Source organism: Coprobacter fastidiosus, from assembly GCF_982245605.1.
Map to the genome: position 1 here is coordinate 1 of NZ_CEVCIF010000052.1, position 26,057 is coordinate 26,057.

The 26,057-nt window shown below is 37.6% G+C and carries 18 protein-coding genes and 1 pseudogene; 11 read left to right on the forward strand and 8 right to left on the reverse strand.

All coding sequences use genetic code 11. From position 1 onward, the window contains the following. The 7 genes and pseudogenes from AC0UMU_RS11835 to AC0UMU_RS11865 form a co-directional block, all read right to left on the reverse strand. Positions 1–183: pseudogene (locus AC0UMU_RS11835) on the reverse strand (hypothetical protein); the annotation flags it as partial. Positions 184–369: 186 nt separating this feature from the next. Continuing rightward, complete coding sequence (locus AC0UMU_RS11840) at positions 370–1,113, reverse strand: hypothetical protein (RefSeq protein ID WP_473979943.1); 744 nt, start codon at positions 1,111–1,113, stop codon at positions 370–372. Between the two features lie 186 nt (positions 1,114–1,299). Further along, entirely contained in the window at positions 1,300–2,043 is a 744-nt protein-coding gene (locus tag AC0UMU_RS11845; protein WP_473979944.1) for a hypothetical protein, read from the reverse strand. Continuing rightward, positions 2,040–7,022 carry a DUF6443 domain-containing protein gene (locus tag AC0UMU_RS11850; protein WP_288641712.1) on the reverse strand — a complete coding sequence of 1,661 codons (4,983 nt, stop codon included), beginning with the start codon at positions 7,020–7,022 and terminating at the stop codon, positions 2,040–2,042. The genes AC0UMU_RS11845 and AC0UMU_RS11850 overlap by 4 nt, the downstream gene beginning before the upstream one ends. Before the next feature lie 38 nt (positions 7,023–7,060). After that, positions 7,061–8,140, reverse strand: a complete 1,080-nt coding sequence (locus AC0UMU_RS11855) for a T9SS type A sorting domain-containing protein (protein ID WP_288641714.1) — start codon at positions 8,138–8,140, stop codon at positions 7,061–7,063. A gap of 582 nt (positions 8,141–8,722) precedes the next feature. Further along, complete coding sequence (locus tag AC0UMU_RS11860) at positions 8,723–9,310, reverse strand: SagB/ThcOx family dehydrogenase (RefSeq protein WP_009317170.1); 588 nt, start codon at positions 9,308–9,310, stop codon at positions 8,723–8,725. A 12-nt stretch (positions 9,311–9,322) separates the two neighbouring features. After that, positions 9,323–10,306 (reverse strand): aldo/keto reductase, encoded by a 984-nt coding sequence (locus AC0UMU_RS11865; protein WP_022599615.1) that lies wholly within the window; start codon positions 10,304–10,306, stop codon positions 9,323–9,325. Between the two features lie 216 nt (positions 10,307–10,522). On the opposite strand from AC0UMU_RS11865, the gene AC0UMU_RS11870 reads away from it, so the two are divergent. The 11 genes from AC0UMU_RS11870 to AC0UMU_RS11920 all read left to right on the forward strand — a co-directional run bounded on the left by AC0UMU_RS11870 (position 10,523) and on the right by AC0UMU_RS11920 (position 25,654). Continuing rightward, a complete protein-coding gene (locus AC0UMU_RS11870; RefSeq protein ID WP_009317168.1) occupies positions 10,523–11,302 on the forward strand; it encodes a UDP-2,3-diacylglucosamine diphosphatase in 780 nt (259 codons plus the stop codon). Between the two features lie 50 nt (positions 11,303–11,352). Then, entirely contained in the window at positions 11,353–12,477 is a 1,125-nt protein-coding gene (locus tag AC0UMU_RS11875) for a glycosyltransferase family protein (protein WP_278716726.1), read from the forward strand. A 215-nt stretch (positions 12,478–12,692) separates the two neighbouring features. Then, positions 12,693–13,604: a hypothetical protein gene (locus AC0UMU_RS11880; protein ID WP_022389935.1), complete on the forward strand. Its 912-nt coding sequence runs from the start codon at positions 12,693–12,695 to the stop codon at positions 13,602–13,604. A gap of 40 nt (positions 13,605–13,644) precedes the next feature. Beyond that, on the forward strand, positions 13,645–14,187 hold the full coding sequence (locus AC0UMU_RS11885; protein WP_009317165.1) for a DUF4924 family protein: 543 nt from the start codon (positions 13,645–13,647) through the stop codon (positions 14,185–14,187). Between the two features lie 21 nt (positions 14,188–14,208). Next, positions 14,209–15,069: a dTDP-4-dehydrorhamnose reductase gene (rfbD, locus tag AC0UMU_RS11890; RefSeq protein WP_022389936.1), complete on the forward strand. Its 861-nt coding sequence runs from the start codon at positions 14,209–14,211 to the stop codon at positions 15,067–15,069. Positions 15,070–15,079: 10 nt separating this feature from the next. Further along, positions 15,080–16,660, forward strand: coding sequence for a peptide chain release factor 3 (locus AC0UMU_RS11895; protein ID WP_022389937.1), 1,581 nt, complete (start codon positions 15,080–15,082; stop codon positions 16,658–16,660). Positions 16,661–16,827: 167 nt separating this feature from the next. Next, the gene (locus tag AC0UMU_RS11900) at positions 16,828–19,047 is read left to right on the forward strand and encodes a cation:proton antiporter (protein WP_278716722.1); all 2,220 of its coding nucleotides are present in this window, start codon (positions 16,828–16,830) and stop codon (positions 19,045–19,047) included. Between the two features lie 79 nt (positions 19,048–19,126). Beyond that, entirely contained in the window at positions 19,127–20,650 is a 1,524-nt protein-coding gene (gene guaA / locus AC0UMU_RS11905) for a glutamine-hydrolyzing GMP synthase (protein WP_278716720.1), read from the forward strand. Between the two features lie 250 nt (positions 20,651–20,900). Next, positions 20,901–22,181 (forward strand): DcaP family trimeric outer membrane transporter, encoded by a 1,281-nt coding sequence (locus tag AC0UMU_RS11910; protein WP_278716718.1) that lies wholly within the window; start codon positions 20,901–20,903, stop codon positions 22,179–22,181. 246 nt (positions 22,182–22,427) lie between these two features. Next, positions 22,428–23,225, forward strand: coding sequence for a polysaccharide biosynthesis/export family protein (locus AC0UMU_RS11915; protein WP_009317158.1), 798 nt, complete (start codon positions 22,428–22,430; stop codon positions 23,223–23,225). 11 nt (positions 23,226–23,236) lie between these two features. Further along, the gene (locus AC0UMU_RS11920) at positions 23,237–25,654 is read left to right on the forward strand and encodes a GumC family protein (RefSeq protein ID WP_472301181.1); all 2,418 of its coding nucleotides are present in this window, start codon (positions 23,237–23,239) and stop codon (positions 25,652–25,654) included. A gap of 63 nt (positions 25,655–25,717) precedes the next feature. Here AC0UMU_RS11920 and AC0UMU_RS11925 read toward each other — a convergent pair whose 3' ends face one another. After that, positions 25,718–25,981 carry a GNAT family N-acetyltransferase gene (locus tag AC0UMU_RS11925; RefSeq protein ID WP_022389941.1) on the reverse strand — a complete coding sequence of 88 codons (264 nt, stop codon included), beginning with the start codon at positions 25,979–25,981 and terminating at the stop codon, positions 25,718–25,720. Between the last annotated feature and the right edge of the window lie 76 nt (positions 25,982–26,057).

Here is a 26,057-nt window from a genome sequence, read left to right on the forward strand (position 1 = left end):
GGTGTCGTCATTTCTTTTCACCATAGCATAGGGTAGCGATTTCTTTTCGGTTATTCTGAAAGGGATCTCTTTCATGGCATACTCGTCGAAGGTTTTATATACTCTATAAGTATCTCGCTTGTATCCTGAGCATGCAGATAAAGCTAAGATTGTCAGTGCGATAATGGTGTTTCGGGTTTTCATTGCTTTGTAGGGTTATTTGAATAAAGCGATATCAATATCATAATACGGTTCAGATAGAGTCCAGATTGCTATTACAATATGCTTTTTCCATATCGTGTTTTTGAGAACTGTTACATTCGGTAAGCAGGAGCTGTAATCCCAATAGAAGGTAAAAAAGTTTTTCATAATGTTTTATCTGTTTTTATTTTATTCCGCTTTAGGTACTTTTGCTTCGTATATGATACTTCCTCCTCTATACATATCTATTATACCTAAATTACTCATTTTATATACAGAGAATAATTCTCCTAATCTGTAATTTGTTCCGGCAGGTTTTTCATAGATATAAAGGGTGTCATTTCGTAATATTTTGTTATAATACGAATAATGTATGGGTTGAATTTTTTTTGAAGTATAATAGGGATATTTTTCTGAATAGAGGGATATGAAATTTTTTATACTATCCAGCCGGTTTGATTCGGAAATCCTAAAAGTGTCGGGAACGGAAATATAAACTTCATTATTACGTGTATGTCTGGTTAAAGATATTGATTCAAGTATTGAGTTTCTGATATTATATTTGTATTCCCAAATCGTGTCGTTTTGTATATATCTTTCGGTATATGTTGGGACAGTATCACATAGGGTAAAATAGTATAGAATCGGGTCGGTTTGGTATTTTTTTAGGTTATACCAATATTCCCCTTTGTTTATATATACAATGGATTGATTTTGGGTTGTATCGGCGAAGCACAAAAGTACCCGTATGGTGTCGTCATTTCTTTTCACCATAGCATAGGGTAGCGATTTCTTTTCGGTTATTTTGAAAGGGATCTCTTTCATGGCATACTCATCGAAGGTTTTATATACTCTATAAGTATCTTGATTGTATCCTGAGCATGCAGATAAAACTAAGACTGTCAGTGCGATAATGGTGTTTCGGGTTTTCATTGTTTTGTAGGGTTATTTGAATAAAGCGATATCAATATCATAATACGGTTCAGATAGAGTCCAGATTGCTATTACAATATGCTTTTTCCATATCGTGTTTTTGAGAACTGTTACATTCGGTAAGCAGGAGCTGTAATCCCAATAGAAGGTAAAAAAGTTTTTCATAATGTTTTATCTGTTTTTATTTTATTCCGCTTTAGGTACTTTTGCTTCGTATATGATACTTCCTCCTCTATACATATCTATTATACCTAAATTACTCATTTTATATACAGAGAATAATTCTCCTAATCTGTAATTTGTTCCGGCAGGTTTTTCATAGATATAAAGGGTGTCATTTCGTAATATTTTGTTATAATACGAATAATGTATGGGTTGAATTTTTTTTGAAGTATAATAGGGATATTTTTCTGAATAGAGGGATATGAAATTTTTTATACTATCCAGCCGGTTTGATTCGGAAATCCTAAAAGTGTCGGGAACGGAAATATAAACTTCATTATTACGTGTATGTCTGGTTAAAGATATTGATTCAAGTATTGAGTTTCTGATATTATATTTGTATTCCCAAATCGTGTCGTTTTGTATATATCTTTCGGTATATGTTGGGACAGTATCACATAGGGTAAAATAGTATAGAATCGGGTCGGTTTGGTATTTTTTTAGGTTATACCAATATTCCCCTTTGTTTATATATACAATGGATTGATTTTGGGTTGTATCGGCGAAGCACAAAAGTACCCGTATGGTGTCGTCATTTCTTTTCACCATAGCATAGGGTAGCGATTTCTTTTCGGTTATTTTGAAAGGGATCTCTTTCATGGCATACTCATCGAAGGTTTTATATACTCTATAAGTATCTTGATTGTATCCTGAGCATGCAGATAAAGCTAAGACTGTCAGTGCGATAATGGTGTTTCGGGTTTTCATTGTTTTGTGGGTTTATTATAGTTCCAAAAAAAAGTTCCGTTTTTATCGATACGGAAATGATATATATTTTTTATTTCTTCACCTCGTATAATGATTTTAAAGCTGGTCGCTATATCGTTAATTTGGCTCGTTTTTTTTTGACTAAAGAGGCCTTTATCGTAGTTATAGTCTGTTGTTAGCTTTTGATCCGAAGTTACTACCGATTTGGCTTGTGTGTGGTCAGATATATTTTGTAACATCTCTAGACCATTTGCATTTTCATCTTTAGTTACATCGCAGGCATTGATAAAGACATTTTTTCCTTGTAATCCTTCTCTTAAAGAAGAGAAATTGGTATTTTCATTGATTTCTTCTTCACCGATACTGGTTTTCCCAGGACTTCCGTGTTGCGTAATGGAAAAAGCATTTACCGATGTTTTCATTTCTTTCAATTGTGCCAATCCTTCTTGAAAATCTTTCATATTATCAACTATCATGATCGGCATATTGATGCCTATAGCATGTTTATATACATTTCTTAAAGAGATGTCGTGCATATAATAACCGGTCAGTACCATCATTACACCGTAATGCTGATTTGGATTTGTCTGTCTGAATTCTAGTTTCATCCCGTCCGGATCAATATAATTTACCGGATCTCCGCCACAATAAATATAAGGGCTTAGATCATAAAATTCTTCGGTTTTGGGATCGGGAGTGGTAAATCGGACAGTCAGGCGGGGATCATACCAACGTGCAGAATAATCGTACCAACCTAATCCGTGCATGGTTTCGTGCTCTTTCCCGTTATACCGTTTACGGTCATCGGTTTGCGGTTCAAGTCCGTCGATATCCCCGTGCATGGCTCCTTCGGGATAGTAATCGTAGTTATAACATAGCCGGTTGCCGTTCAGCACGGCACGTATATTCCCCTGATGGTCGTGAATATACTGGTAAAAAGTATATTCAGGCTCGCTACCGTTTCCTTTACCGACTTTTATATAACCGTCGGGTATATATATTTTGCTTAATGCTCCGTTCTCATATAGATAATTTCCGCAATAGTCGGTACTGTCGGTATATTGCATATCGTTTTCTGAAACGGGCATCGTATTTCCTACAGGAACAAAAAGGTTGTGAGCCGAAGTTCCGTAACGGGCCTTTAATTTCCGACCGACGGCATCATACGAGAAACCGATGTTCAGACCTTTCTCTTTGAAAGAGATATTATTCGGCAAATTGAGAATATTATAATCGATGTTATCTATACTCCGGTTTTTGTCCTGTACCAGATTGCCATTGTTGTCATAAAAGAATTCCGTTTCTTCCTCTACCATATTTCCGATATTTATATCGTATATGCTGTCGGGTTGTTGTACCGATTTGAGTTGATTCCCGTTATGGGTAAAAGTCAGGTGGTTTATATACCCGTATTTATCTACCCAAGCCTGTGATCCGTCATCATACGTGAATAACTCTTTCCCGATTATGCCTTTTCGTTCGAGATGCGTAATATTGCCGTTTCTGTCATGTGTATAAGATGTCGAGTAGAAATTCAAAGAGTCTGGAGTAAAACCGGCTGATGTCAGCCAGCCTCTATTGTTATAGGAAAAACCGTAACTTTGTTTTTCGGGGCGGGATGCAGAAGTCCATGCTATGGAAGATATGTTTTTGTATCGGTATCCTATTTTTTCTGAAAAATAGGGTGCTGCGTTTAATGTATCTATTCGGTTTATGATATCATAATGGTAATTTATGCTGACATTGTCTGTCAGTTCTTTGTTTTTTACTTGTCCCAGTTCGTCATAAGTTATTCGGTTTATCTGCTTTTCGGCAAGATTATCGATTTGCAGTTTTATTCCGGTCGGTCGTTCTGCATTGTCATACGTATAGGTATAAACCTCTTTTACCGGGTTATTTAAAATAGAGGAAGAATGTGATTTTTCTATTCTTACGGGTTTTCCGGTAAAAGAATATTCTGTGTTTGTAATATCGTAACCGGTTAAGTGATTATTAGACCGGGTCTGTATTTCACGACCTTTCCGGTCATAATAATGTACGGTGACTTTATTGGGAACAGATTTGTCGAAAGAGGCGACAATGCTGCCTGTAAGCAACCCTTGACTGTCGGTGTGGATTTTATCTCCGGTAGTTTGCGAATCGTAAGCCAATCGGTTGCTATGTGAGTCTGTCAGCTTGAGAAAATTGTAATTATCGTAATAGTTTATCGTCAGAATGTTCAGGTCGCCCATCGGACACTCGTTGCTGTATCCTCCGTATTCTCCGGAATTTCCTGTAAATATTTCCGATACTAACATGTCAGCATACACAGTTCGCAGTTCGGCTACACTCCGGTTGTCGGTTAAAGTTCCCGTTAAGAGAGGACGTGATAAATTGTCGTATTTGACGAAGCTCCATTCGTTCCGTTCGCGCTGGTTACCGTCTTGAGTCAATATGGGGCGGTCGGCTTTGTCATAAATAATGTATATAGGTTCGGCACCGGGCAGTTTTTTCTTGATCATCCGGTTTCGGTGGTCATATTCGTAAATATAGGCATATAGATCGAGAGGGTTTCCGGTAGAAAGGGTATATTCCGTACCGGTCATTTTTTCGACAGCAAGAGGAGGAAGTACATATCTTAGATTTCCGTACTGATCATATATGAAATAGGTGTCATAATTTCCCTGAAAGATATCCGGGTATCGGATAAGTACGGTTCTTCCCGTTTTATCCGTGAAATTGTAAGTTTCTGTCAGATTATCGAAAACGTTTTTATTCAATAAAAGATTGGCATCATAAGTCCCGCTCTTTTTAATTCCGTTATTTGTTATTTCGTATTTATTGACTGTTTCATCAGGAAGCCATAGCCCGTTTAAGGTATAATCTTCACTGTATCTGCCTAAATCTTTGGGATACTTTATCAAATGGCAATGGCCTAATGGAGTATCGTCATAAATTTTTTCCGTATATGGTTCTTCTTCATTGTGGAATGATTGAGCAACAGAAACAAATCCCTGAAAGTAAGCCCCGTTATTGGAGGGGACAGGTGTTTTTACCCATTCTTTGATCGCATTTCCCATATTGTCGTATTCTATGGTGGAGATTAAATCCGCTCCCGAAGGGGATATGTTCTTTTCTATGTTTTGAATGATCCTTCCGAGCCCGTCGAAATATTGTATATTGGTCAAGGAATTATCGCTTGTAATGTGTATAGATTCAAGATCTTTGCTCTCTTTTGTCATTATAACGGAAGTTATCGCATTTTTTCCGGTGTAATTTATCGGAAGATTTATCTCGGGACTCTCGTCCATCGACGGTATATTCTCATCGGACGGATTGAGATCGAAATAAAGAGACAGAGGCGATACTTGTCCGTTTTTGAAAAATGAGGCAAAAAATTTGCTGGATCCGTTTTTTACTAAACTGTTGCAGCGTTGTACAGATCGGCATGAATTGATATCGGAAGAGGTGTTGAGAGAGAATAAAACGGAGTCTTTCTTCATATCTATCTGGTCGACACACTTGTCTTTCCAGTCATACAATTTGATATCCGGAACTTTATCGGTCATTAAGAACGTATTTCGGTATATGACTATACGCTTTTCGTTTTCTTTCAATTGTGGAAATATATCTGTTATCTGAAACTGATTATCCTGTCTGTATACACTGAGGAGCATCCCTTTGGGGGGAATGATCAAGGTATCGGGGAACTGAAATTCTTCGTTTAAGAATTCAGACTTTACTTTCCAGTCTTTCATTTCGATCGGTCTTTCCGTCGGATTATAGAATTCGATAAACTGTCCTTGATTATTTGCCGCAATTGAAGACGGTATGCTGTGAAAAATTTCTGTAATTAACAGGTAATCGTCAGGATAGGAGAACCCGAAATCTACCTTAACCGTTCCCTTGTTGGTAATGTCTTTTTCCAGAATCAAATAGTAATCTCCTTCTTTTAGAATAACTTTGAGGTTATTGGTTTTTTTTACAAATAATTGTCTCAATGTGTCATTATACATATACATGTTTACAGCTTGGCTGGTCTTTATAGAAACAGGGACTCCTTCACCTCTGTCTATATTGATTTTGAATTTGGCATCTTTCAGTCCGTTATTATTGTAATCACTGTTACAAGCATCGAATAAAATAGTTTTGTTGTCATAGCGACTTATGTATATCGGGTTATACGTAGGTGGAGTGTTTTGAGTATAATACCCGTAAAAGTAAATGTTTATGAACCCGTCATAAATGTCCGGTTCATTACTTTCTGTAACGATGTAGTAAGTTCCGGGGGGTAAGACTTGGTCGAAAATATTTGTTTCTGTAAATATCGGATTTTCAATGTTATTTTCGGAGTACGCCCGGATACATGTATTTTTACTTGTAGAAGATTCGGTTATAAAGTCTGTTTCGAGATGTATTTTCATAGGAATATTGCCTGAGATATTTATTTTATAAACAATATCTCCGCAATCAGGGTTCGTTCCGGGAAATGTACTGGTATAATTATAGGTATTGTATTGTTTCGAGGAGAAGAGTCCCTCTTTTATCTCTTCGATATAAACCGGTTGTTCATATCCGTTTATTCCGTCTTGCGGACGAAAACTTTCGGCTCGCACTGCTGCCGTTATCGGATAAGGAGCAATCTGCGTATCTATATATAACCGTATTTTGTACGGGTAATATGCTTCTAAGATGCCGGTTATCTCCGGAGCGTAACAGGTGCGGCTCATTTCACTTGTCGCAATCACTTCATCTCCTTTTCGGATCTCTATTCGTGTAATGGCATAATCGGTAGAACCGCACATGTCGATTTTGATACCCATTCGCCGGTTGGCCGTAACGGCTATTTCGGTGATATTGTCGAAAGGATCTTCGTTGATGGTATATACCCCTTGACAAATTTCTCCGTAATTATTGAATGTATAGGATGCTATATCGATCGATATTCCGTATTGTACGGATAGAAAAAATGTAATGACACCTAAAATACATCGTTTCATGGCATGATACTTTAAAATAAAACAGAGGTTATATGTTTTTAGAGACTTTTTAAAACAGTCCGTTTTTCTATATAATTCCCGAAAATTAAATGTATATGATATTCTCCGGGTTGATATTTTTGCATATCGATTTGTCTTGTATGATTTCCGGTGGGTAATGTTTCTTGTGATATTATTTTTATTAGTCTGAATCCTGAATCATATAAATATACCTGAACCGGAGTTTCTTTTTTTAAATGATATTCGATTTTTAAGAAATCTTTGACCGGTTGAGGATAAAGTCTGATATTTTCGACCCATTCGTTATATTCGGGATCTTTTTCTTTTGATGCCGCTATGCTATCTGCCAGTGCTTTTTCAAAGGCCATTTCTTGTAATTCTTTTTCATTTATCGGGTCTGGATTCATATTTGCATTTTCTTCCGGAGGAAAATAGAAAGATGAGTAATATATGTTTTTGCGGGAAGGGTGTATGATTTGAGTTTGTATTGTTTCGAATACAGGATACCGATACCCTCTGGCAAACCATGTATAAGTTTGTTTTTGTATAGAATATTTGTTGGTATCGGTTTGTTGTAAAATCGTTTTATTATGTAACCGTAAAACAGATAATGTATCTCCTTCCGGAGTTATTAGTTTTCCGAAAGCATCAGCTGTCGTTTCTGAATTTCCCGAGATATGCAATGGTAACTTTCCGCAATAATTACCTTTTGCTGCGAGTGGAGAATTGATACTGTCTTTATAATTAAACGGATAGGTCAATTTCAATTCCGGTAAAGTGTAAATCATGCGGGTCGTACCGTTTACATATTTGTCGAGAAACAGGGAATCGCGTGTAATCCTGTAATAATAAGAGGTATTATGGGCGTTCTCTACATAACCGGCTGTATCGGTTTCATTTTCCCGGTATCTGATTTTGTAATTGTCGTCCACTATTTTTAGACTACTGTAATCCCAGAGAATATTTTCACCTGAATTTCCCGGATCTTTATATTCTACTTGCCATTTTAAAAGCCTGTCACCCCATCGGCATTTGTTATGGCTGAGTTTGATGATAGGAGTTTGAGCGAATAGAGATGTTGCAAATCCTACCGTAATAAGCAGTACGATTCCTTTCATGGCAGATTTTATTATATAATTTATGTATATCTATGCTTGAATAGTGAATATCGGGTACTTATTATACAACTATTTAGCAAATATAATCAAAAAAAATAAGAATTGATATGGAAATTGTGTGAAAAAAAATCAACTAAAAAAAGTGTAAAAACCGCTCTTGTGATGATTTTTACACTTTTTAATTTATTTAAGTTCGTGAGAGTTTTTTATTGGAGAATATTATTAAGTCACTTTTGTATCTTCTTCGGGTTTATAACGATGTGGCGGTATTGGAACAGTTTCCCTCTCGAGAGGGAAACTGTATGTTCATGTAGATTTCTCTCAAAACTAATCCGAGTAAAATTTAAACAGACTCTTAAGTTATGGCGCAAAAATAAAAGGGAAGACTTTATCGGTTACTTAAGTCTATTTAAATGGCAATTAAAAAACGGCTTAATACGAAGTTGTTGCTGAAATTTGTGAGGCAGATGAGACTTTTTTAATTTAATGATTAGAGAAATATAATGCTTAAATATAAAAATCGGTGCAGTTTATTTTGATATACGACATTCTGAACTACACCGATTTTTATGAAATGATTATTTATTTAAAATAACCTACCGGATGATTTAAAAAAGGAGTCTGATCTCCCGTAAGTTTCAATGCCTTTTTTAATGCTGCTTTATCCATACTTCCGCGTGGAACGGTTGCCATACCTGTTCCTGCGCAAAATAGCGATATATTTTGAGATACTATTCCGGCATCCATTGCTCCCCAGTCGCTGCTTGTATCAGATACTAAAATGAGACATACCGGTGCTTTTAAAGGTCTTACATCTCCGGAGCTGACGGGTTCGAGTGTATTCTTTTGGGGATTATATAAGTAGCTTCCGTCTGCTGTACAAACATATACTTTTATATCTTGTTTGTTCATTGCCGATGGAGCCGTTCTTTTCCCCGATTCAGGGCGGTTGATACCGTTTGCCGCCCAGCAAAGATCTGAAAGATCTTTAAGACTTAGCTCTTTTGTAGAGAACTCCCGGGTAGATTTTCTGTTTTTTAGTGCTGTCATTACGGCATCTCCTCGTTGCGTGTCCGGGTCATTCAGTTGTATTGTTTTTAGTTCTTTAGCTTGAGCGCATCCGCAAGCTATGATTCCGCAAACCGTGATAGATAATAATAGATTTTTCATCGTGAAGTGTTTTTAAAGAAATTCTAATTGTTTATTTATGAATAAAATTTCGTCATTTGATAAATGCACGTCGGCGGCTCGGGCATTGGAGATTGCCTGTTCTTTGTTACGAGCTCCGGCTAAAGCAATGGTAATGCCCGGGTGATCGATTGTCCAGCGTAGTACAAGTTGAGAAAGGGTAATGCCTTTTTCATCGGCAATCGGTTTTATTTTCGCTAAAAAAGCGTTGGTTCTGATAATACTGTCATCTGTGAAATACGGATTGGTTTTTCGGTGGTCTCCTTTTTTAAAGTTTTGTCCCGGTGTCATTTTTCCTGTCAATAATCCTCGTTCCATAGGACTATAAGCAATTACCGATTTTTCATTTCGGATGCAGAATGGAATGATTTTGTCTTCACTTCCTCGATTTACCATGCTGAAAGGAATTTGGTCAGATATTATATTTACTGCCTTATCAGCTTCCTCAATCTGTTCAGGTGTGTAGTTGCATACTCCGGCATATCGGATTTTCCCTTGTTCGATAAGGCGGGCTACTGCTTCGAATGTTTCCGATATAGGGGTCGTTATATCGGCCCAATGTATTTGATAGAGATCTATATAGTCGGTTTTTAATCGTTTCAGGCTATTTTCACATTCCTGTATAATACTCTCTTTTCCGGCATATTTATAGATATCGATATCTTTCCCCTGATTATTTTGGCTGTGGACATAGAAATTTCCTTTATTCAAGTCCCAACGTAACCCGAATTTTGTCAGTATTTGCACTTTGTCGCGGGGAATATCTTGTAATGCTTCTCCGACAATCTCTTCACTTTCTCCTTGTCCGTATATCGGGGCGGTATCAAAGGAGGTCATACCTTCAGCGTATGCCGCACGCATGGCCTTGATTGCTTCATGCCGGTCTGTTTGTCCCCACATCCAACCCCCTGCAGCCCATGCGCCGAAAGCGATAGCCGATAAAGTAAGCTCTGAATGTTGCAGTTGTCTGTATTCCATAATATATCTGATTTTATAAATGTATGATATATTAATAACAAAATTAAAAGAAGTAAGATTGTTCCCGATATTATTTATTGAATAAAATAGTGTGGTTTTACATAATTTATGATTTGAAAGCAAGGTGTAATCTTCTGAAACAGAAAACAAACATTCTTGTAATATGCAGGAAATATAACTGTTGTTCTTTTGTTAAACGAAAATTAAAATTATTCTATGACAAGAACAAAAGTCTCTACGGTGATTCTGTCGGATGTACATATCGGGTCAGAGCATTCAAAAGTGAAAGAGTTGACTTCTTTCCTGAAAAATATCGATTGTGATAAGCTTATTTTGAATGGAGATATTCTGGATGGGTGGAAGTTGCAGCGAAATCCCTTCGGACGCTGGAAACGTTCTTATACGGAACTTATAAAAGTTATTATGAAAATGATGGAAAAACACGGAACGAAAGTTATTTATGTTCGTGGAAATCATGATGACTTTTTAGATAAGATACTGCCTTTGTCGCTTCCATCCGTTTCATTGGTAAAGGATTATGTACATATATCTCACGGAAAACGTTATTACGTAACGCATGGAGATGTTTTCGATAATATCAGTACACATTTGGTCTGGCTGGCTAAACTTGGAGATTATGGCTATTCAGCTCTCTTGTGGATAAATAGGATATTGAATAATTATCGACGGAAACAGGGAAAACCTTATTACTCTTTTTCACAGTCTGTCAAACACAAGGTAAAATCTGCCGTATCTTATATTTCAGATTTCGAGAAGGAACTGACAGCACTTGCAGCAGCCCGTCATTTCGACGGAATTATTTGCGGACATATTCATCAGCCGGCAAATACATGGTATGGAAATATTCATTATCTCAATTCTGGTGACTGGGTAGAGTCTCTTAGCGCTTTGATCGAGCATGTAGATGGTACGTGGGAGATATATCATTATGAAGAGTGTTTATTTGAAAATGAAGTGTCCGAAAAAACCGCTTGATAAATTGTTCGTTATTTGTTTTTGTTTTATGGGTTATAGTCTAAAAATATATGAAGTATCTGTTTGTTGTACAAGGTGAAGGTCGAGGGCATTTTACTCAGGCGCTGGTAATGCAGGAGCGAATACGGATGAGGGGAGATGAAATTGCGGCTTTTTTGGTCGGGAAAAGCTCTGCAAGACAGTTACCCGATTATTTCCTAAATCAGGCAACAGCACCGGTTATTCAATTCGAGAGTCCTAATTTTTTGCCGGCAGCGCAAAATAAGCGTCCCGGGCTATGGAAAAGCGTATTTTATAATTTGTTGAAGTTACCTGTTTTTATTTCGAATATGAATTTTATTCGGAAACAGATAAAACTATATGAGCCGGACATCGTGCTTAATTTTTATGAGTTGTTGACCGGATTGACTTATTTATTTATGCCTCTTTCGATTCCAATGGTTTGTATCGGACACCAATATATGTTTCTACATCGAAAATTCCGTTTCCCGAAAAAGTCTCCTGTCGAACTTTTCTTTTTGAAATTTTTCACTCGGCTTACTAGTATGGGAGCTGATCGAAGGTTGGCTTTGTCTTTTTATCCCATGGGAGATGATATTTCTCGTCACATTGTTGTCGTCCCTCCGTTGTTACGTTCCGAAGTCACCCGTTTAGAGCCTGTTAAAGGCGATTATATATTGGGTTATATGTTGAATAGCGGCTATCTTTCCGAAATAAGCAAATGGCATGAACATAATCCTGAAGAGACATTGCATTTTTTCTGGGATAAAAAAGATGCAGCCGAAAGGCTGGACATATCTTCTACATTTTCTCTGTTTCGAATTAATGACAAGTCTTTTCTGAAACAAATGGCAGGTTGCAAAGCTTATTCTACCACAGCCGGATTTGAATCGGTATGCGAAGCACTTTATTTGCAGAAACCTGTGTTAATGGTACCTGCACATATAGAACAGGAATGCAATGCTTTTGACGCTTTGCGTGCAGGAGCGGGTATCGTATCTGATAATTTCGATTTGAGTGCATTGTTGCAGTCTGTTGCGATTTACAAACCCAATACCCTGTTTCGAAGATGGGTCGCTAATGCTGATACGCTTATTTTCTCTGAATTAAAAGAGGTTTATTTATCTCATAAATATCCGGAACGAAAAGGTTTGATTTGGAATTATCATGCTTAATTTTTATAATTATCGGCAGCTGTCGAAGATAGTTTGGATATAGAAAAAAAATTGCTTCAATTCTGTGTAGCTTCGTTCTATTGTATTAAATTTGCACTCAATTTTTGGGGATCATTCTGAGAAATATCCATAAATCTTAAAGATTGTCGAACAATTGTTTCAATCTGTCTGTATATTTCTTTAGGATAAAATAATTTATAAGTAGAGAGGAGTACATGAAAAAAGTTCATATTATATCCCTTGGAGACACATATATGTTCCGTTTAGCTGTCGCTTTACGTGAAAAAGGATATAGTGTCAGTTGTTCCGGAGCGGATATTATGGGAGCTGAAGCTGATATTTTGAGGGAGAAAGATATTCTGTTGGCAGACTTACAGCCGATAAACGATCCTTTTAAGGAAAAGATCGACTTTGTCGTTTCTCCGTTGCAGTCGGTTTCTGATCATCCGGAACTTATTCGTGCAAAGGAATCCGGGTTATTGATCCTTTCTGTTCCGGAACTTGTGTTGAGAATGGCAAAAGATAAGATACGTTTGGTTTTTTGTAATCCTCGGCATCCGAACAGAATTATGAGTATGGTTCTGAAAGCCTTGCGTAAGCAAAACATGCGTTGCGATTACGTTGCGTTGAATGAGATTCCGGGTCAGGAGAAACAAATTTCTCTGAGCTATGATGCGCGGATTTCATTATTGGAGGGAGATGCTTTTCTTGAAGAGAAGCCATTGGCTCACCAGCAATATAAACCGCATATATTGATCATGTCCGATTTGTTGTGGCATCCGACGAAAACGCATTCGACTTTCGAATCTTATGTCGATTTCTGGAAGGGCATGGTCGCTTCGATCGAGCGGGACGGGAAATTTATATATAATCAGAATATTCCTTTACTTCAGGATTTGGCAGATACGGTCAGAGAGGATATAACAGCCGTTCCCTATTTACCACATCCTATTGTAAGAACAGACGATAATATCGAGTTGGAAACCCGTTATGGACGAGTACCTGTAACATTATTTGATGAAGAATTTTTGGGCGATATCAATGCTGCCCGTTTAGCTTGTCGTCACTTAGGGGTGAATGATAAAGAGTTTTATGCGATTTTTGAATGTATATTCGGAAATTGTTAAAAATAAATTGTTTATTTGTTCTCCGGATAAATTTTGAAATATGATTATAGCCAGCCAAAAAAGGAAAGAAAATATCGCTGAGTATTTGCTCTATATGTGGCAGATCGAAGATATTATCCGGGCATATAAACTGGATATCGATACTATCGATGAACAGATTGTCTCGAAATATAATGTTCCGGATGATAAAAAGAAAGAAATTCGGGAGTGGTATGAGAGCCTTATCGATATGATGAGACGTGAAGGTGTGGTGGAAAGCGGACATCTTCAGTTGAATAAAAATGTTATTATCGATCTTACCGATTTGCATCTGGCTTTATTGAAGTCACCGAAAGAACCGTTTTATGGGGCGACATTTTTCAAAACGCTCCCTTATATTGTTGAGTTGAGGGCAAAAACAGGAGACGAACCGGTTGGTGAAATAGAGACTTGTTTTAATGCGCTTTATGGAATCTTAATGCTTCGGTTACAGAAAAAGGAGATTTCTGAACAGACACAGGCTGCAATGAAACAAATATCGACTTTTTTAGCATTATTGTCTGAAAAATATAAACAAGAAAAAGCCGGAGATCTGGAATTATAAAATTTTAAAAAAAAACATCGCATGGCAAAAATTTTAGTAACCGGTGCTAACGGCCAGTTGGGTAATGAAATGCGCTGTCTGGCAGAAGAAGATAAAAAAAATACTTTTCTGTTTACGGATATACAAGATCTGGATATTACCGATTTGGAAGCCGTAATGAAGTATGTTGCAGGTCACGGTATCGAGGTTATTGTCAATTGTGCAGCTTATACTGCGGTCGATAAAGCAGAGGATAATGAGGATACTTGTCGAAAGATTAATGCTTTGGCTGTAGCGAATCTTGCAAAAGCAGCTGCAATGAATCGGGCTAAAGTCATTCATATTTCTACAGACTATGTATATAGCGGAGTCCATTATAAACCGTATTCGGAGAGTGACGAAACAGCGCCATGCTCGGTATATGGAGTTACGAAGCTTGAAGGCGAGCGGTTATTGTTTGATAATTGTTCCGATGCCGTTGTATTGCGGACCTCTTGGCTATATTCGGCTTACGGCAATAATTTTGTGAAAACGATGATTCGACTTGGAAAAGAGCGGGAGAAATTAAGTGTCGTATTTGACCAAATCGGTACACCTACTTATGCAGGAGATTTGGCAAAGGCGATAATGATTATTATCGATAATAAGACGTTTATTCCCGGTATCTATAACTTTTCGAATGAAGGAGTGTGTAGCTGGTATGATTTTACTAAAGCAATACACCGTATTGCTGGAATTAGGACTTGCGAAGTGCTACCGATAGAAGGAAGCGAATATCCGGCAAAAGCGACGCGACCTTTTTATAGCGTGATGAATAAGAAAAAAATAAAAGAGACATATTCGGTTTCCATACCATATTGGGAAAACAGTCTTGTAAAGTGTATTAATTTATTAATGAAATAATTATTGTAAAGTGGCTACGATAACCGAAGAGATACAAAAAAGAAGGACGTTTGCTATTATCAGTCATCCGGATGCCGGGAAAACTACATTGACCGAGAAACTGCTGTTATTTGGGGGGGCGATTCATGTGGCCGGTGCTGTAAAATCGAATAAAATCAAGAAAACGGCGACTTCAGATTGGATGGAGATAGAAAAGCAGAGAGGAATTTCGGTTGCGACCTCGGTGATGGGGTTTAATTACGGAGATTATAAAATAAACATATTGGATACCCCCGGTCATCAAGACTTTGCAGAAGATACTTATCGCACATTGACAGCTGTGGATAGTGTGATTATTGTTGTAGACGCTGCAAAAGGAGTTGAGATGCAGACTCGTAAACTGATGGAAGTGTGTCGCATGCGCAATACTCCTGTAATTGTGTTTGTAAATAAATTGGATAGGGAAGGACAAGATCCTTTTGATTTGCTTGACGAGTTGGAGTCGGAACTTAAAATAGGTGTGCGTCCGTTAAGTTGGCCTATCAATATGGGGCAGCGGTTTAAAGGAGTGTATAATATATATGAGGAAGGATTGAATCTTTACACACCGAGTAAGCAGGTAGTCACCGAATCGGTAGAATTTAAAGACATTAATAACCCTGAGTTGGAAAAATATATCGGTTCAGAAGATGCCTCCAAACTTAGAGCTGATTTGGAACTGATAGAAGGAGTATATCCTGAATTTGATGTTTCCGATTATTTAAAAGGCAATATAGCACCCGTATTCTTTGGATCGGCACTAAACAATTTCGGAGTAAAAGAACTGTTGGATTGTTTTGTGAAAATAGCGCCATCTCCCAGACCGGTACAAGCTGTAGAACGTGTCGTTTGCCCTGAAGAGGCTAATTTTTCGGGGTTTGTTTTTAAGATACATGCAAATATGGATCCCAACCACCGGAGTTGTATTGCCTTTGTGAAAGTCTGTTCCGGAAAATTTGAACGGAATGCAAACTATAAACATGTGAGAAATGGTAAATTTATGAAGTTCTCCAGTCCGACAGCTTTTATGGCACAACGGAAATCTACGGTCGATGAGGCTTATCCCGGGGATATTGTCGGGTTGCCGGATACCGGTAACTTTAAAATCGGAGATACTTTAACGGCAGGAGAGGAGTTGCATTTTAGAGGATTGCCGAGTTTCTCTCCTGAAATGTTCAAGTATATAGAAAATACTGACCCGATGAAAACAAAACAATTGAATAAAGGAATAGACCAATTGATGGATGAGGGTGTTGCTCAGTTATTTGTCAATCAGTTTAACGGGCGGAAAATTATCGGGACGGTAGGACAATTGCAGTTTGAAGTGATTCAATATCGTTTGCTACATGAATATGGAGCGCAATGTAAATGGGAACCTATCAGCCTTTATAAAGCTTGCTGGATAGAGAGTGATGATGCCGAGGCTTTGGAGAATTTCAAAAAACGGAAATATCAGTTTATGGCAAAAGATAAGGAAGATCGGGATGTATTTCTTGCAGATTCCAATTATGTATTGCAAATGGCGCAGACAGATTTTCCGAAAATAAAGTTCCATTTTACCAGTGAATTTTAAAAAAAATATTTTGTGATGACGAAAAAGCAGAAAACCTACCGAGAGATAAAGAATAGCAGTTTTCTGCTTTTTTGTTTGAAGATTAACTGTTTTAAATTTATTCGGAATGGGAAATTTTAAACAGACTCTGAAAAATGATAATTATTTAATTTTATAGTTTAAAGAACATGAATCATTTAGATCCGTTGATTTCAGATTTAGCTTTGATTCTTATGCTGGCAGGAATAACAACGTTGCTTTTCAAATGGATGAAGCAACCGGTTGTTTTAGGCTATATTGTCACCGGTTTTCTGGCAGGACCGCATTTTTCATTTTTCCCTACTGTAACCGATGTTGCTAATATCGATATTTGGGCGGAAATAGGAATTATCGTTTTGCTGTTTTCTTTGGGATTAGAATTCAGTTTTCGGAAGTTGGTCAATGTCGGAGGTTCTGCGGTAATAACGGCATTAGTGATAGTTGTCGGAATGATGTTGTTGGGATATGCTGCCGGACGCTTGTTGCATTTCACATATTTGGATAGTATTTTTTTAGGGGGAATGTTGTCGATGTCGTCTACGACGATTATCATCAAGGCATTTACCGATTTGAATATGCGAAAACAACAGTTCACGACAATTGTGTTTGGCGTGTTGATCGTAGAAGATATGTTTGCCGTTTTGATGATGGTGCTTCTTTCTTCTATTGCTGTAAATAATGAGCTGGAGGGCTCGGAACTGATTTATAGTATATTGAAGTTAGCATTTTTTCTTATAACATGGTTTTTGATCGGTATTTTTGTGTTGCCCACTTTTTTGAAAAAAGCCCGACGCTTTCTTAATTCCGAAACGCTGTTAGTCGTTTCTATGGGGTTGTGTCTGGGAATGGTCGTATTAGCATCTTATGCGGGCTTTTCTTCTGCTTTGGGGGCTTTTGTCATGGGTTCTATTTTGGCCGGTACGAATGAGGCTGAACGAATTGAGAAAGTAATGCAACCGGTTAAAGACCTGTTTGGTGCTGTATTTTTTATTTCTGTCGGGATGCTTGTCAGTCCTGAAGCCTTGGTGCAGTATGCTATTCCTATTATTATTCTTTCATTGGTGGTAATTGCCGGACAAATATTTTTCGGAACAAGTGGAATGTTGATCTCCGGTCAACCGTTGAAAATTGCCATAAAATCAGGATTCAGTCTTTCCCAGATCGGAGAGTTCGCTTTCATTATTGCAACTTTGGGAATGTCTCTGAAAGTGATCGACGGATTCCTATATCCGATCGTCGTTGCCGTATCGGTTATAACGACTTTTACAACGCCTTATTTTATAAAGCTTTCTGATCCGGTTGCAAATTGGGTGGAGAAACATTTGCCCGCAAAACTGAATTTTATCCTTGAGAGATATAGTGCAAACGCTTCGGCTGTACAACCTGAGAACACCTGGAAGCGGGTACTGGGAGTTTATTTGGGTAAGATAGCACTTTATTCGACTATTCTTGTCGGGATTATTTTACTTTCGCTTACTTGGTTCTTGCCTTTGATGAAAGAACTGATTCCCTCCGTATGGGGAAAGTATATCGGTGTAGGGGTTACGCTCTTGGTAATGCTTCCTTTTCTTTGGGCGTTGACTATGAAACGAATAAATAGTCGGAAATTACTTACTTTAGAAGAAAATAAACGGGCGAATCAAGTTCCTCTTTTCTTTATGGTTATATTCCGGTTTTTTATAGGTTTGGGATTTGTAATTTATTTTTTGTCAGTTGCTTATTCTCAACGTACCGGAGTTTTGTTGGGTGTAGTTTTATTTGTTATCGTTATGTTGCTGATGTCGAAAAGGCTGCAACGACAAATCGTTTCTCTTGAAGGAAAGTTTATGGATAATCTGAATGAAAGGGAATTACGTCGGACGGGTAGAAAGAATAATTTGGTGCGCAATATGCATTTAGCCCATATGGAAGTGAATGGAGAATGTGCGTTTATTGGAAAACGTTTGGAGGATGCAAATATCTGTAAAGAATATGGTGTAAATATCGTAAGTATAAAAAGAGGATTAAAACGGATAAATATTCCGAAAGGGGATAGTCGTCTTTTCCCCGGAGATGTTGTGAGTGTAATCGGTACAGACGAACAAATACAGAAATTTCTTGAGGCGGTAGAACCGGAAGAATCTTCTGTAACCGAAGAGGAGAATGAAGAACACTTTGAATTAGAGCGTATCGTTATTCCGGAAAATTCTCCTTTAGTCGGGAAAACAATTGCCCAATCGGGAATCAGAGAAAAAGATTCGTGTCTTGTCGTCGGAATAGAACGTATGGATGGGTCTTTTCTGGCTCCGACTGGCAATACTGTATTAAAAGAATCCGATATGCTTTGGATCGTAGGGACAAAGGCCCGGATAGAATCTTTGTTGCAATAATAGCAGTTGCGAATTTATCTCCTTATGATTACATTTGCAGGGCGAAAAATATAATAATCTTATATACATACCATATCATATGCAGGAAAAAATTATAATTCTCGATTTCGGTTCCCAAACGACACAGCTTATCGGACGGCGTGTACGTGAACTGGATACCTACTGTGAAATTCTTCCGTATAACAAATTTCCCAAAGATGACCCGGCGGTGAAAGGGGTAATCCTTTCCGGTAGCCCGTTTTCAGTTTATGACAAAGATGCTTTTAAACTTGATCTGAGTCAGATATGGGGTAAATATCCCATTTTGGGCATTTGCTATGGCGCTCAGTTTATGGCTTATAGTAACGGAGGAACGGTAGAACCGGCAGGAACTCGGGAATACGGACGAGCTCATTTGTCTTCGTTTTCCGAAAATAATCAATTATTTAAAGGACTAAAAAAGAATACGCAGGTTTGGATGTCTCATGGCGATACGATAACGTCGATTCCTTCGAATTTTAAAGTCATAGCTTCAACCGATGAGGTAAATATTGCAGCCTATCAAGTCGAAAATGAAAATATATGGGGTGTACAATTTCATCCTGAAGTGTATCATACCGAAGAAGGAACTCAACTGTTACGCAATTTCGTAGTGGATATTTGCGGTTGCAAACAAGACTGGTCTCCCTCGTCTTTTATTGAAACCACGGTAGCGCAATTAAGAGAGCAGTTAGGCAATGATAAAGTGATTCTTGCTCTTTCCGGTGGAGTCGACTCTTCTGTCGCTGCGGTTTTGCTGAACAAAGCGATCGGAAACAATCTTACCTGTATTTTTGTAGATCACGGTATGCTTCGTAAAAATGAGTTTGAGAATGTGATGAGAGACTACGAGCATCTCGGATTGAATGTAATCGGTGTAAATGCACATGCCAAATTTTTCAGCGAATTGGCCGGGGTAGTGGAGCCCGAACGCAAAAGAAAAATTATCGGTAAAGGTTTTATCGATGTTTTCGATGAAGAAGCCCGTAAAATAAAAGATGTAAAATGGTTGGCTCAAGGGACGATCTATCCCGACTGTATAGAGTCGCTTTCTATAACAGGTACTGTAATAAAGAGTCACCATAACGTTGGCGGACTTCCTGAAAAAATGAAATTGAAATTGTGTGAACCGCTTCGGTTATTGTTTAAAGATGAAGTGCGTCGGGTTGGTAGAGAATTGGGAATGATGGAACATCTGATCACACGGCATCCGTTCCCCGGACCCGGATTGGCTGTGCGTATATTAGGTGATATTACTCCGGAGAAAGTCTCGATACTGCAAAATGCCGATGATATTTTTATTCGCGGACTTCGTGAGTGGGGATTATATGATAAAGTTTGGCAAGCAGGAGTTGTATTGCTTCCGGTACAATCGGTTGGTGTGATGGGAGATGAACGAACCTATGAGCGAGCTGTCGCTTTACGAGCCGTAACATCTACAGATGCAATGACTGCCGATTGGGCAAAACTTCCGTATGATTTCCTTGCTAAAATATCGAATGAGATTATCAATAAAGTAAAAGGAGTGAACCGTGTTGTCTATGACATTAGTTCTAAACCGCCTGCCACGATCGAGTGGGAGTAAAGATGATACAGGCTATTTAGCGAATGAAAACAAGCTGGAAGAATATATAAAGGTAGCTTGATATATTTCTTTATCAGAAAATTTAAATAGGTTTTTAAAACAGTGTGTCTTCTATATAAAAATACAAGACACACTGTTTTTATATAATATTTAATAGCAATGTTATATCTAATATTGAGATAAACATTTCTGTGTTTAGTATTGTTGTTTTTATCGGATCGTCCAAAAAGGTCTGGTAAAAATTACAATTATGGAGAAAATATTTAGAATCTGTTTTATTGCAGTTTTATTGGGGCTGTTTATGCCTGTTCATGCACAGAAAAAAAAGATGTCCCCGTTATTTAATGATGATTTTATTATACTTACGGGGAAAAACGGACCGAGTTGCAAAGACATTGTCAATATATTCAGGGAGACAAGATCTTTACATTTTCAAGATCCGGATGCTCCGCGTTTCCTTTTAGTAGATCAAAAACATCAGATGGCTTTAGGTATCGGAGGATATGTGAGACTTACTACATCGTATGATTTTCGAGGAATTTCGGACAATGTAGATTTTGTGCCTTATGATATTCCTACACCGGCAAATCCTGCCGAGAAGAGTCAGTATCAAATGGATGCTTCGACATCACGTATTTTTTTGAAATTGGTGGGAAACAATAAAGCTTTAGGAAAATTTTCCGCTTATATCGAAACTGATTTTCGGGGAGATCATCATACGTTAAGATTACGTCAGGCATATGTATCGATGAGAGGATTTTTATTGGGACAGTCTTGGAGTACTTTTTCTGATTTGGCATCGATCCCTCCGACAATCGATTTTGAAGGGCCTAATGCCAATACAACTTTGAGAAATGTTCAAGTAAGATATACCTATAATATAAATAAACATTGGCAGATAGCCATTGCAGCAGAAAATCCGAATCCGGATATTACTTATGGAACTTATTCCCGAAGTATCAAGCAGCGTATGCCGGATATTCCTGCTTATATACAATATAATTGGGGAGCTTCGAGCCATATTCGGGCAACCGGATTATTTCGAGGATTGAGTTATCGAAACATGGTTACGGAAAATAATCGGACGTTGGTGGGATGGGGTGCTCAATTGAGTGGACTGGCAACCTTGTTTCCGGGTTTTACATTTTATTATCAGGGAACGTACGGAAAAGGTATTTCTCAGTATATTGATGATTTAGATAGTAACAATTCAGATCTTGTCCCTGATCCGTGTTCTGAAGGGCGTTTACAGGCTTTACCGGTTTTAGCCTTTTTAGGTGGAGTGAAATATGCTTTTACATCCAAATGTTTTGCTTCGGCATCTTATAGTCAGGTACGTTTATATTCCCGACATGGTTATTATGATGCAGAAGGTTATAAATATGGACAATATGCTGTTGGAAATGTATTTTGGAATGTGACACCCAATTGTCAGTTGGGCGTAGAATATTTGTATGGTCGTCGTATGAGTATGGATAAAAGTAGCGGTCATGCAAATCGCATTCAGGCGATGGTGCAATATAATTTTTGATAATATTTATGTTTCATTATTTTTCAGACATCTTAATATCCATAAAAAACAGCTTTGGGAAATTTTTCCCAAAGCTGTTTTTTATGGATATTATTGGTTAATAATACTCTATTTCGTATCTTTGCGGAAAGGGATTATTATTTTGTTTTTTTAATTGCAGATCGTTTAGCATTTCTTAGGGATTGTTTTGCTAATATCTGATCTGATAATTGGTGTTGTATCTGTCCTATATATATTGGTATTGGAATGAGAAAAGTAGCTCTATTTGCTGTTCTGGCAATATTTTTAATGTCTTGTAGTGAAACCAAGCGTGTTACTTATTTACAAAAGGTCGAAAGCCTTCCTGTAGAAGTTTTACAGCAAAAGTCTTTGTTGGCAGATCCTCGTATTGTTCCGGGAGATTTGTTATCTATCTCTGTGGGGTCGGATAGTCCGGAATCCGTATCGATTTTTAATAAGCTATCTTCTTCAGGTACTACCGAAAATGCGATGACTTCCTCTTCTGTTTCCGATAATTCGACCTATCTTGTCGATAATAAAGGAATAATTGATTTCCCGATTATCGGTAAATTGAATGTCGGGGGAATGACCCGTACCGAAGCCGAAGAGTTTATAAAGTCTAAGATATATCCTCAATATGTAAAAAAAGAACCGACAGTAACTATCCGTGTCGAAAACTTTAAGATTGCCGTATTGGGCGAAGTGAAAGCTCCGAGTATTTATAATGTTCCGAATGAGAGAGTTTCCGTATTAGAGGCTGTTGCGATGGCCGGAGACTTGCAGCTTACCGGACGCCGGGATAATGTGCTATTGATTCGTTTTAAAGGTGATGGTTCTAAGGAAGTAGCTCGCATCAATCTGAATGATCCGAATTTGTTATTCTCTCCGTATTTTTATTTGCAGCAAAATGATATATTGTATGTCGAGCCGAACAAATCGAAGGCCCGGACTGCTTATACCGTACCTCCGATGCTGACCTTAAGTTTGAGCATTCTTTCCACATTATTGGGAATTACTAATATTATAGTTACATTAACTCGTTAATACAGTTTTGAATGGATTCGAAGGATATTCTCTCACAAGAAGAAGGGCAAGATAAAGCAGTCGATTTTAGAGAAATACTTTTTAATTATTTGGTTCATTGGAAATGGTTCGTTGCCAGTATTATAGTGGCGATGGGTATTGCTTTTTTCATCTTGGCACGTAAAAATAATGTTTATACGGTAACGGCCTCTGTTTTGATGAAAAATGATAAGAGCGGTGCTACTCCCGATATGTTGATGATGGAGAGTTTGGGAATGGCATCCGTTAAAAACAATCTTGAAAATGAAGTTGAGATCATGCGTTCCAAAAACGTGATGCTTCAGGTTGTCATGGATCTGGAGTTATATACAAATTATGTAATGAAAAAAGGAATGCGTAAGATAGACCTCTACAAAGATACTCCGATAGAATTATCTATTGATAGTGCAACAGTGAGGAATTTAGTATTTCCGATAACTATACATGCCGTTCCGAAATCAAGTGAAGATTATGATGTAAAAGTTTCTTACAATGGAGAAAACAAGTCATTAATTTTGACAGCTAACCCTTTGCCGGTAAATATCGGGGATATTTCATTCACTATGACCCGCAATTTTGCTGTACAACTTCCTGAAGAAGATATTATAATTACTGTATCGAATCCGAGAAATATGGCGAATTATCTTTCGAAAGCCATTGTTGCAGATGCATTGAGCAAGGGATCTACGATATTGACTCTTTCATTGAATACTTTTAATATTGCGAAGGCTAAAGACGTACTTAATCGTGTCGTATTTTATTATAATGAATTAAGTATGGCAGAGAAGAATCGAGTAGCATTGAATACAGAACGATTTATCGATGAACGTATTGTCTCTATATCCAAGGAATTAGGAAATGTTGAGAAACAGGCGGAAAATTTCCGAAAAGCACATATGTTGACAGATGTGAAGAATGAAGGAGAGAAGTTCACGACGGAGTTATCGGAGACCGAAAAAAAATTATTCGAATTGGAGACGCAGTTAAATCTGGTCGATTATGTAGATCAGTTTGTTTCCAATAAACAACATGTGTATACGCCTATTCCTTATTTGGGTATTACTGATGCCGGATTCTCCGAATTAATTAATAAATATAACCAAATGCTGCTCGTTCGAGAACGTTTATTACGTTCTTCTTCTGAAGATAATCCTTTGATTGCAGATATAAACCATGATATATCTGATTTAAGAAAAGGTGTTTTGAGTGGTATAATTTCTGTTCGTAAAGGGTTGAATATAGAAAAAAAAGATTTGCAGGCTAAAAATCGTCAACTTAATAATATGGTAGCGTCGGTTCCTGAAGTTGAAAGGGAATTAACGGAAATTATGCGCCAGCAATCTATTAAAGATAAATTATATGTTTTCCTATTAGAGAAGAGAGAAGAGAATTCCTTAAATAAGACGTTGACAGTCCCTGTTGCCAGTATTGTCGATACTCCCGATGTGACGGGAGGTCCTGTCGAGCCTAATAAACCTAAGACTTTTTTGATTGCATTTGTTTTTGGTCTTTCGATACCTGCATTATTTATCTTTTTAAAAGATATGTTCAATGTAAAATTTAAAGATCGTATGGATGTAGAGCGTTTGACTTCTGTCCCTGTTTTAGGAGAAATAGCAAAGAACGATACTGGCGATCAGTTTGTCGTAAAGGCAAAATCGACAGCTCCCATTGTCGAATTATTTCGGCTGGTTCGAAATAGTTTGCAATTTATGTTGAATGAACCGGACAAAAAGGTAATAAATGTTACGTCTACCGTGACACAAGAAGGTAAGACATTCTTTTCGATGAATTTGGCTTTGAGTTTTGCTTTGACAAACAAAAAAGTGATATTGGTGGGTTTAGATATTCGTAGGCCTCAGTTGAAAAAACATTTTTCTATTATGACGAATAAAGGGATCACCTCATATCTTTCAGGTCAGGAAACTGATTTAGACGGATTGATAGTTCCTTCCGGCATGTCTGAATATCTCGATTTATTACCCGCCGGTCCTATCCCTCCTAATCCGAATGAATTGCTTACAAATTCTCGTTTAGATCAGGTGTTTGAGATATTGCGTGAAAAATATGATTACATTATTGTTGATACTGCTCCGGTCGGAATGGTTTCAGATACTTTTTTGCTGAATCGTTTGGCAGATGTTAACTTATATGTTACGAGAGCTAATTATTCTTCGAAAAAATATTTGGCATTACTGAATAGTTATGTAGCAGATAAAAGACTGACGTCAACTTATTTGATCGTTAATGCAGTCGATATGCAGGCTCACTCTTATAGTTATAGAAAATATGGTTATGGCTACGGTTACGGGTATGGCTCTAAGTATAGTTATAGTTCTGCTTATGGTTATGGCGGAAATGGTAGCGATGAGAATCAGAAAAATAAAAAGAGGAAGAAGTGTTGGTTTTAGGAAATATAATCCGGAACATGAAGCTGGTAAAAATAAGGGTGTACAAAATTGTATATCCTTTTTTTATTGATCTCTGTATTCTGGGTGTCTCTGTAACCAAATTATGGCATAACTGCAAGTTGCTGACGGTTTGAGACGATTGTTTATAGCATAGTCGTACGCCGCTTTTACCAGTTGTGATGCAACTCCTTGTCCTCCGATTTGAAAGGGAACTACGGTATGGAGTATATCGAGCTTTCCGTTTCTAATTTGATAGGAAACATATCCGGTATAGCCGTTGATTATCATACTGAATGTTTTTCGATCTGGGTCATGAATAATTTCCATTTCTTTTTTATTATGATTATGAAAAAGAAGGTGTCTAAAAAGGATGCCTTCTTTTTTTTGTCATGCCGCCCTTTTA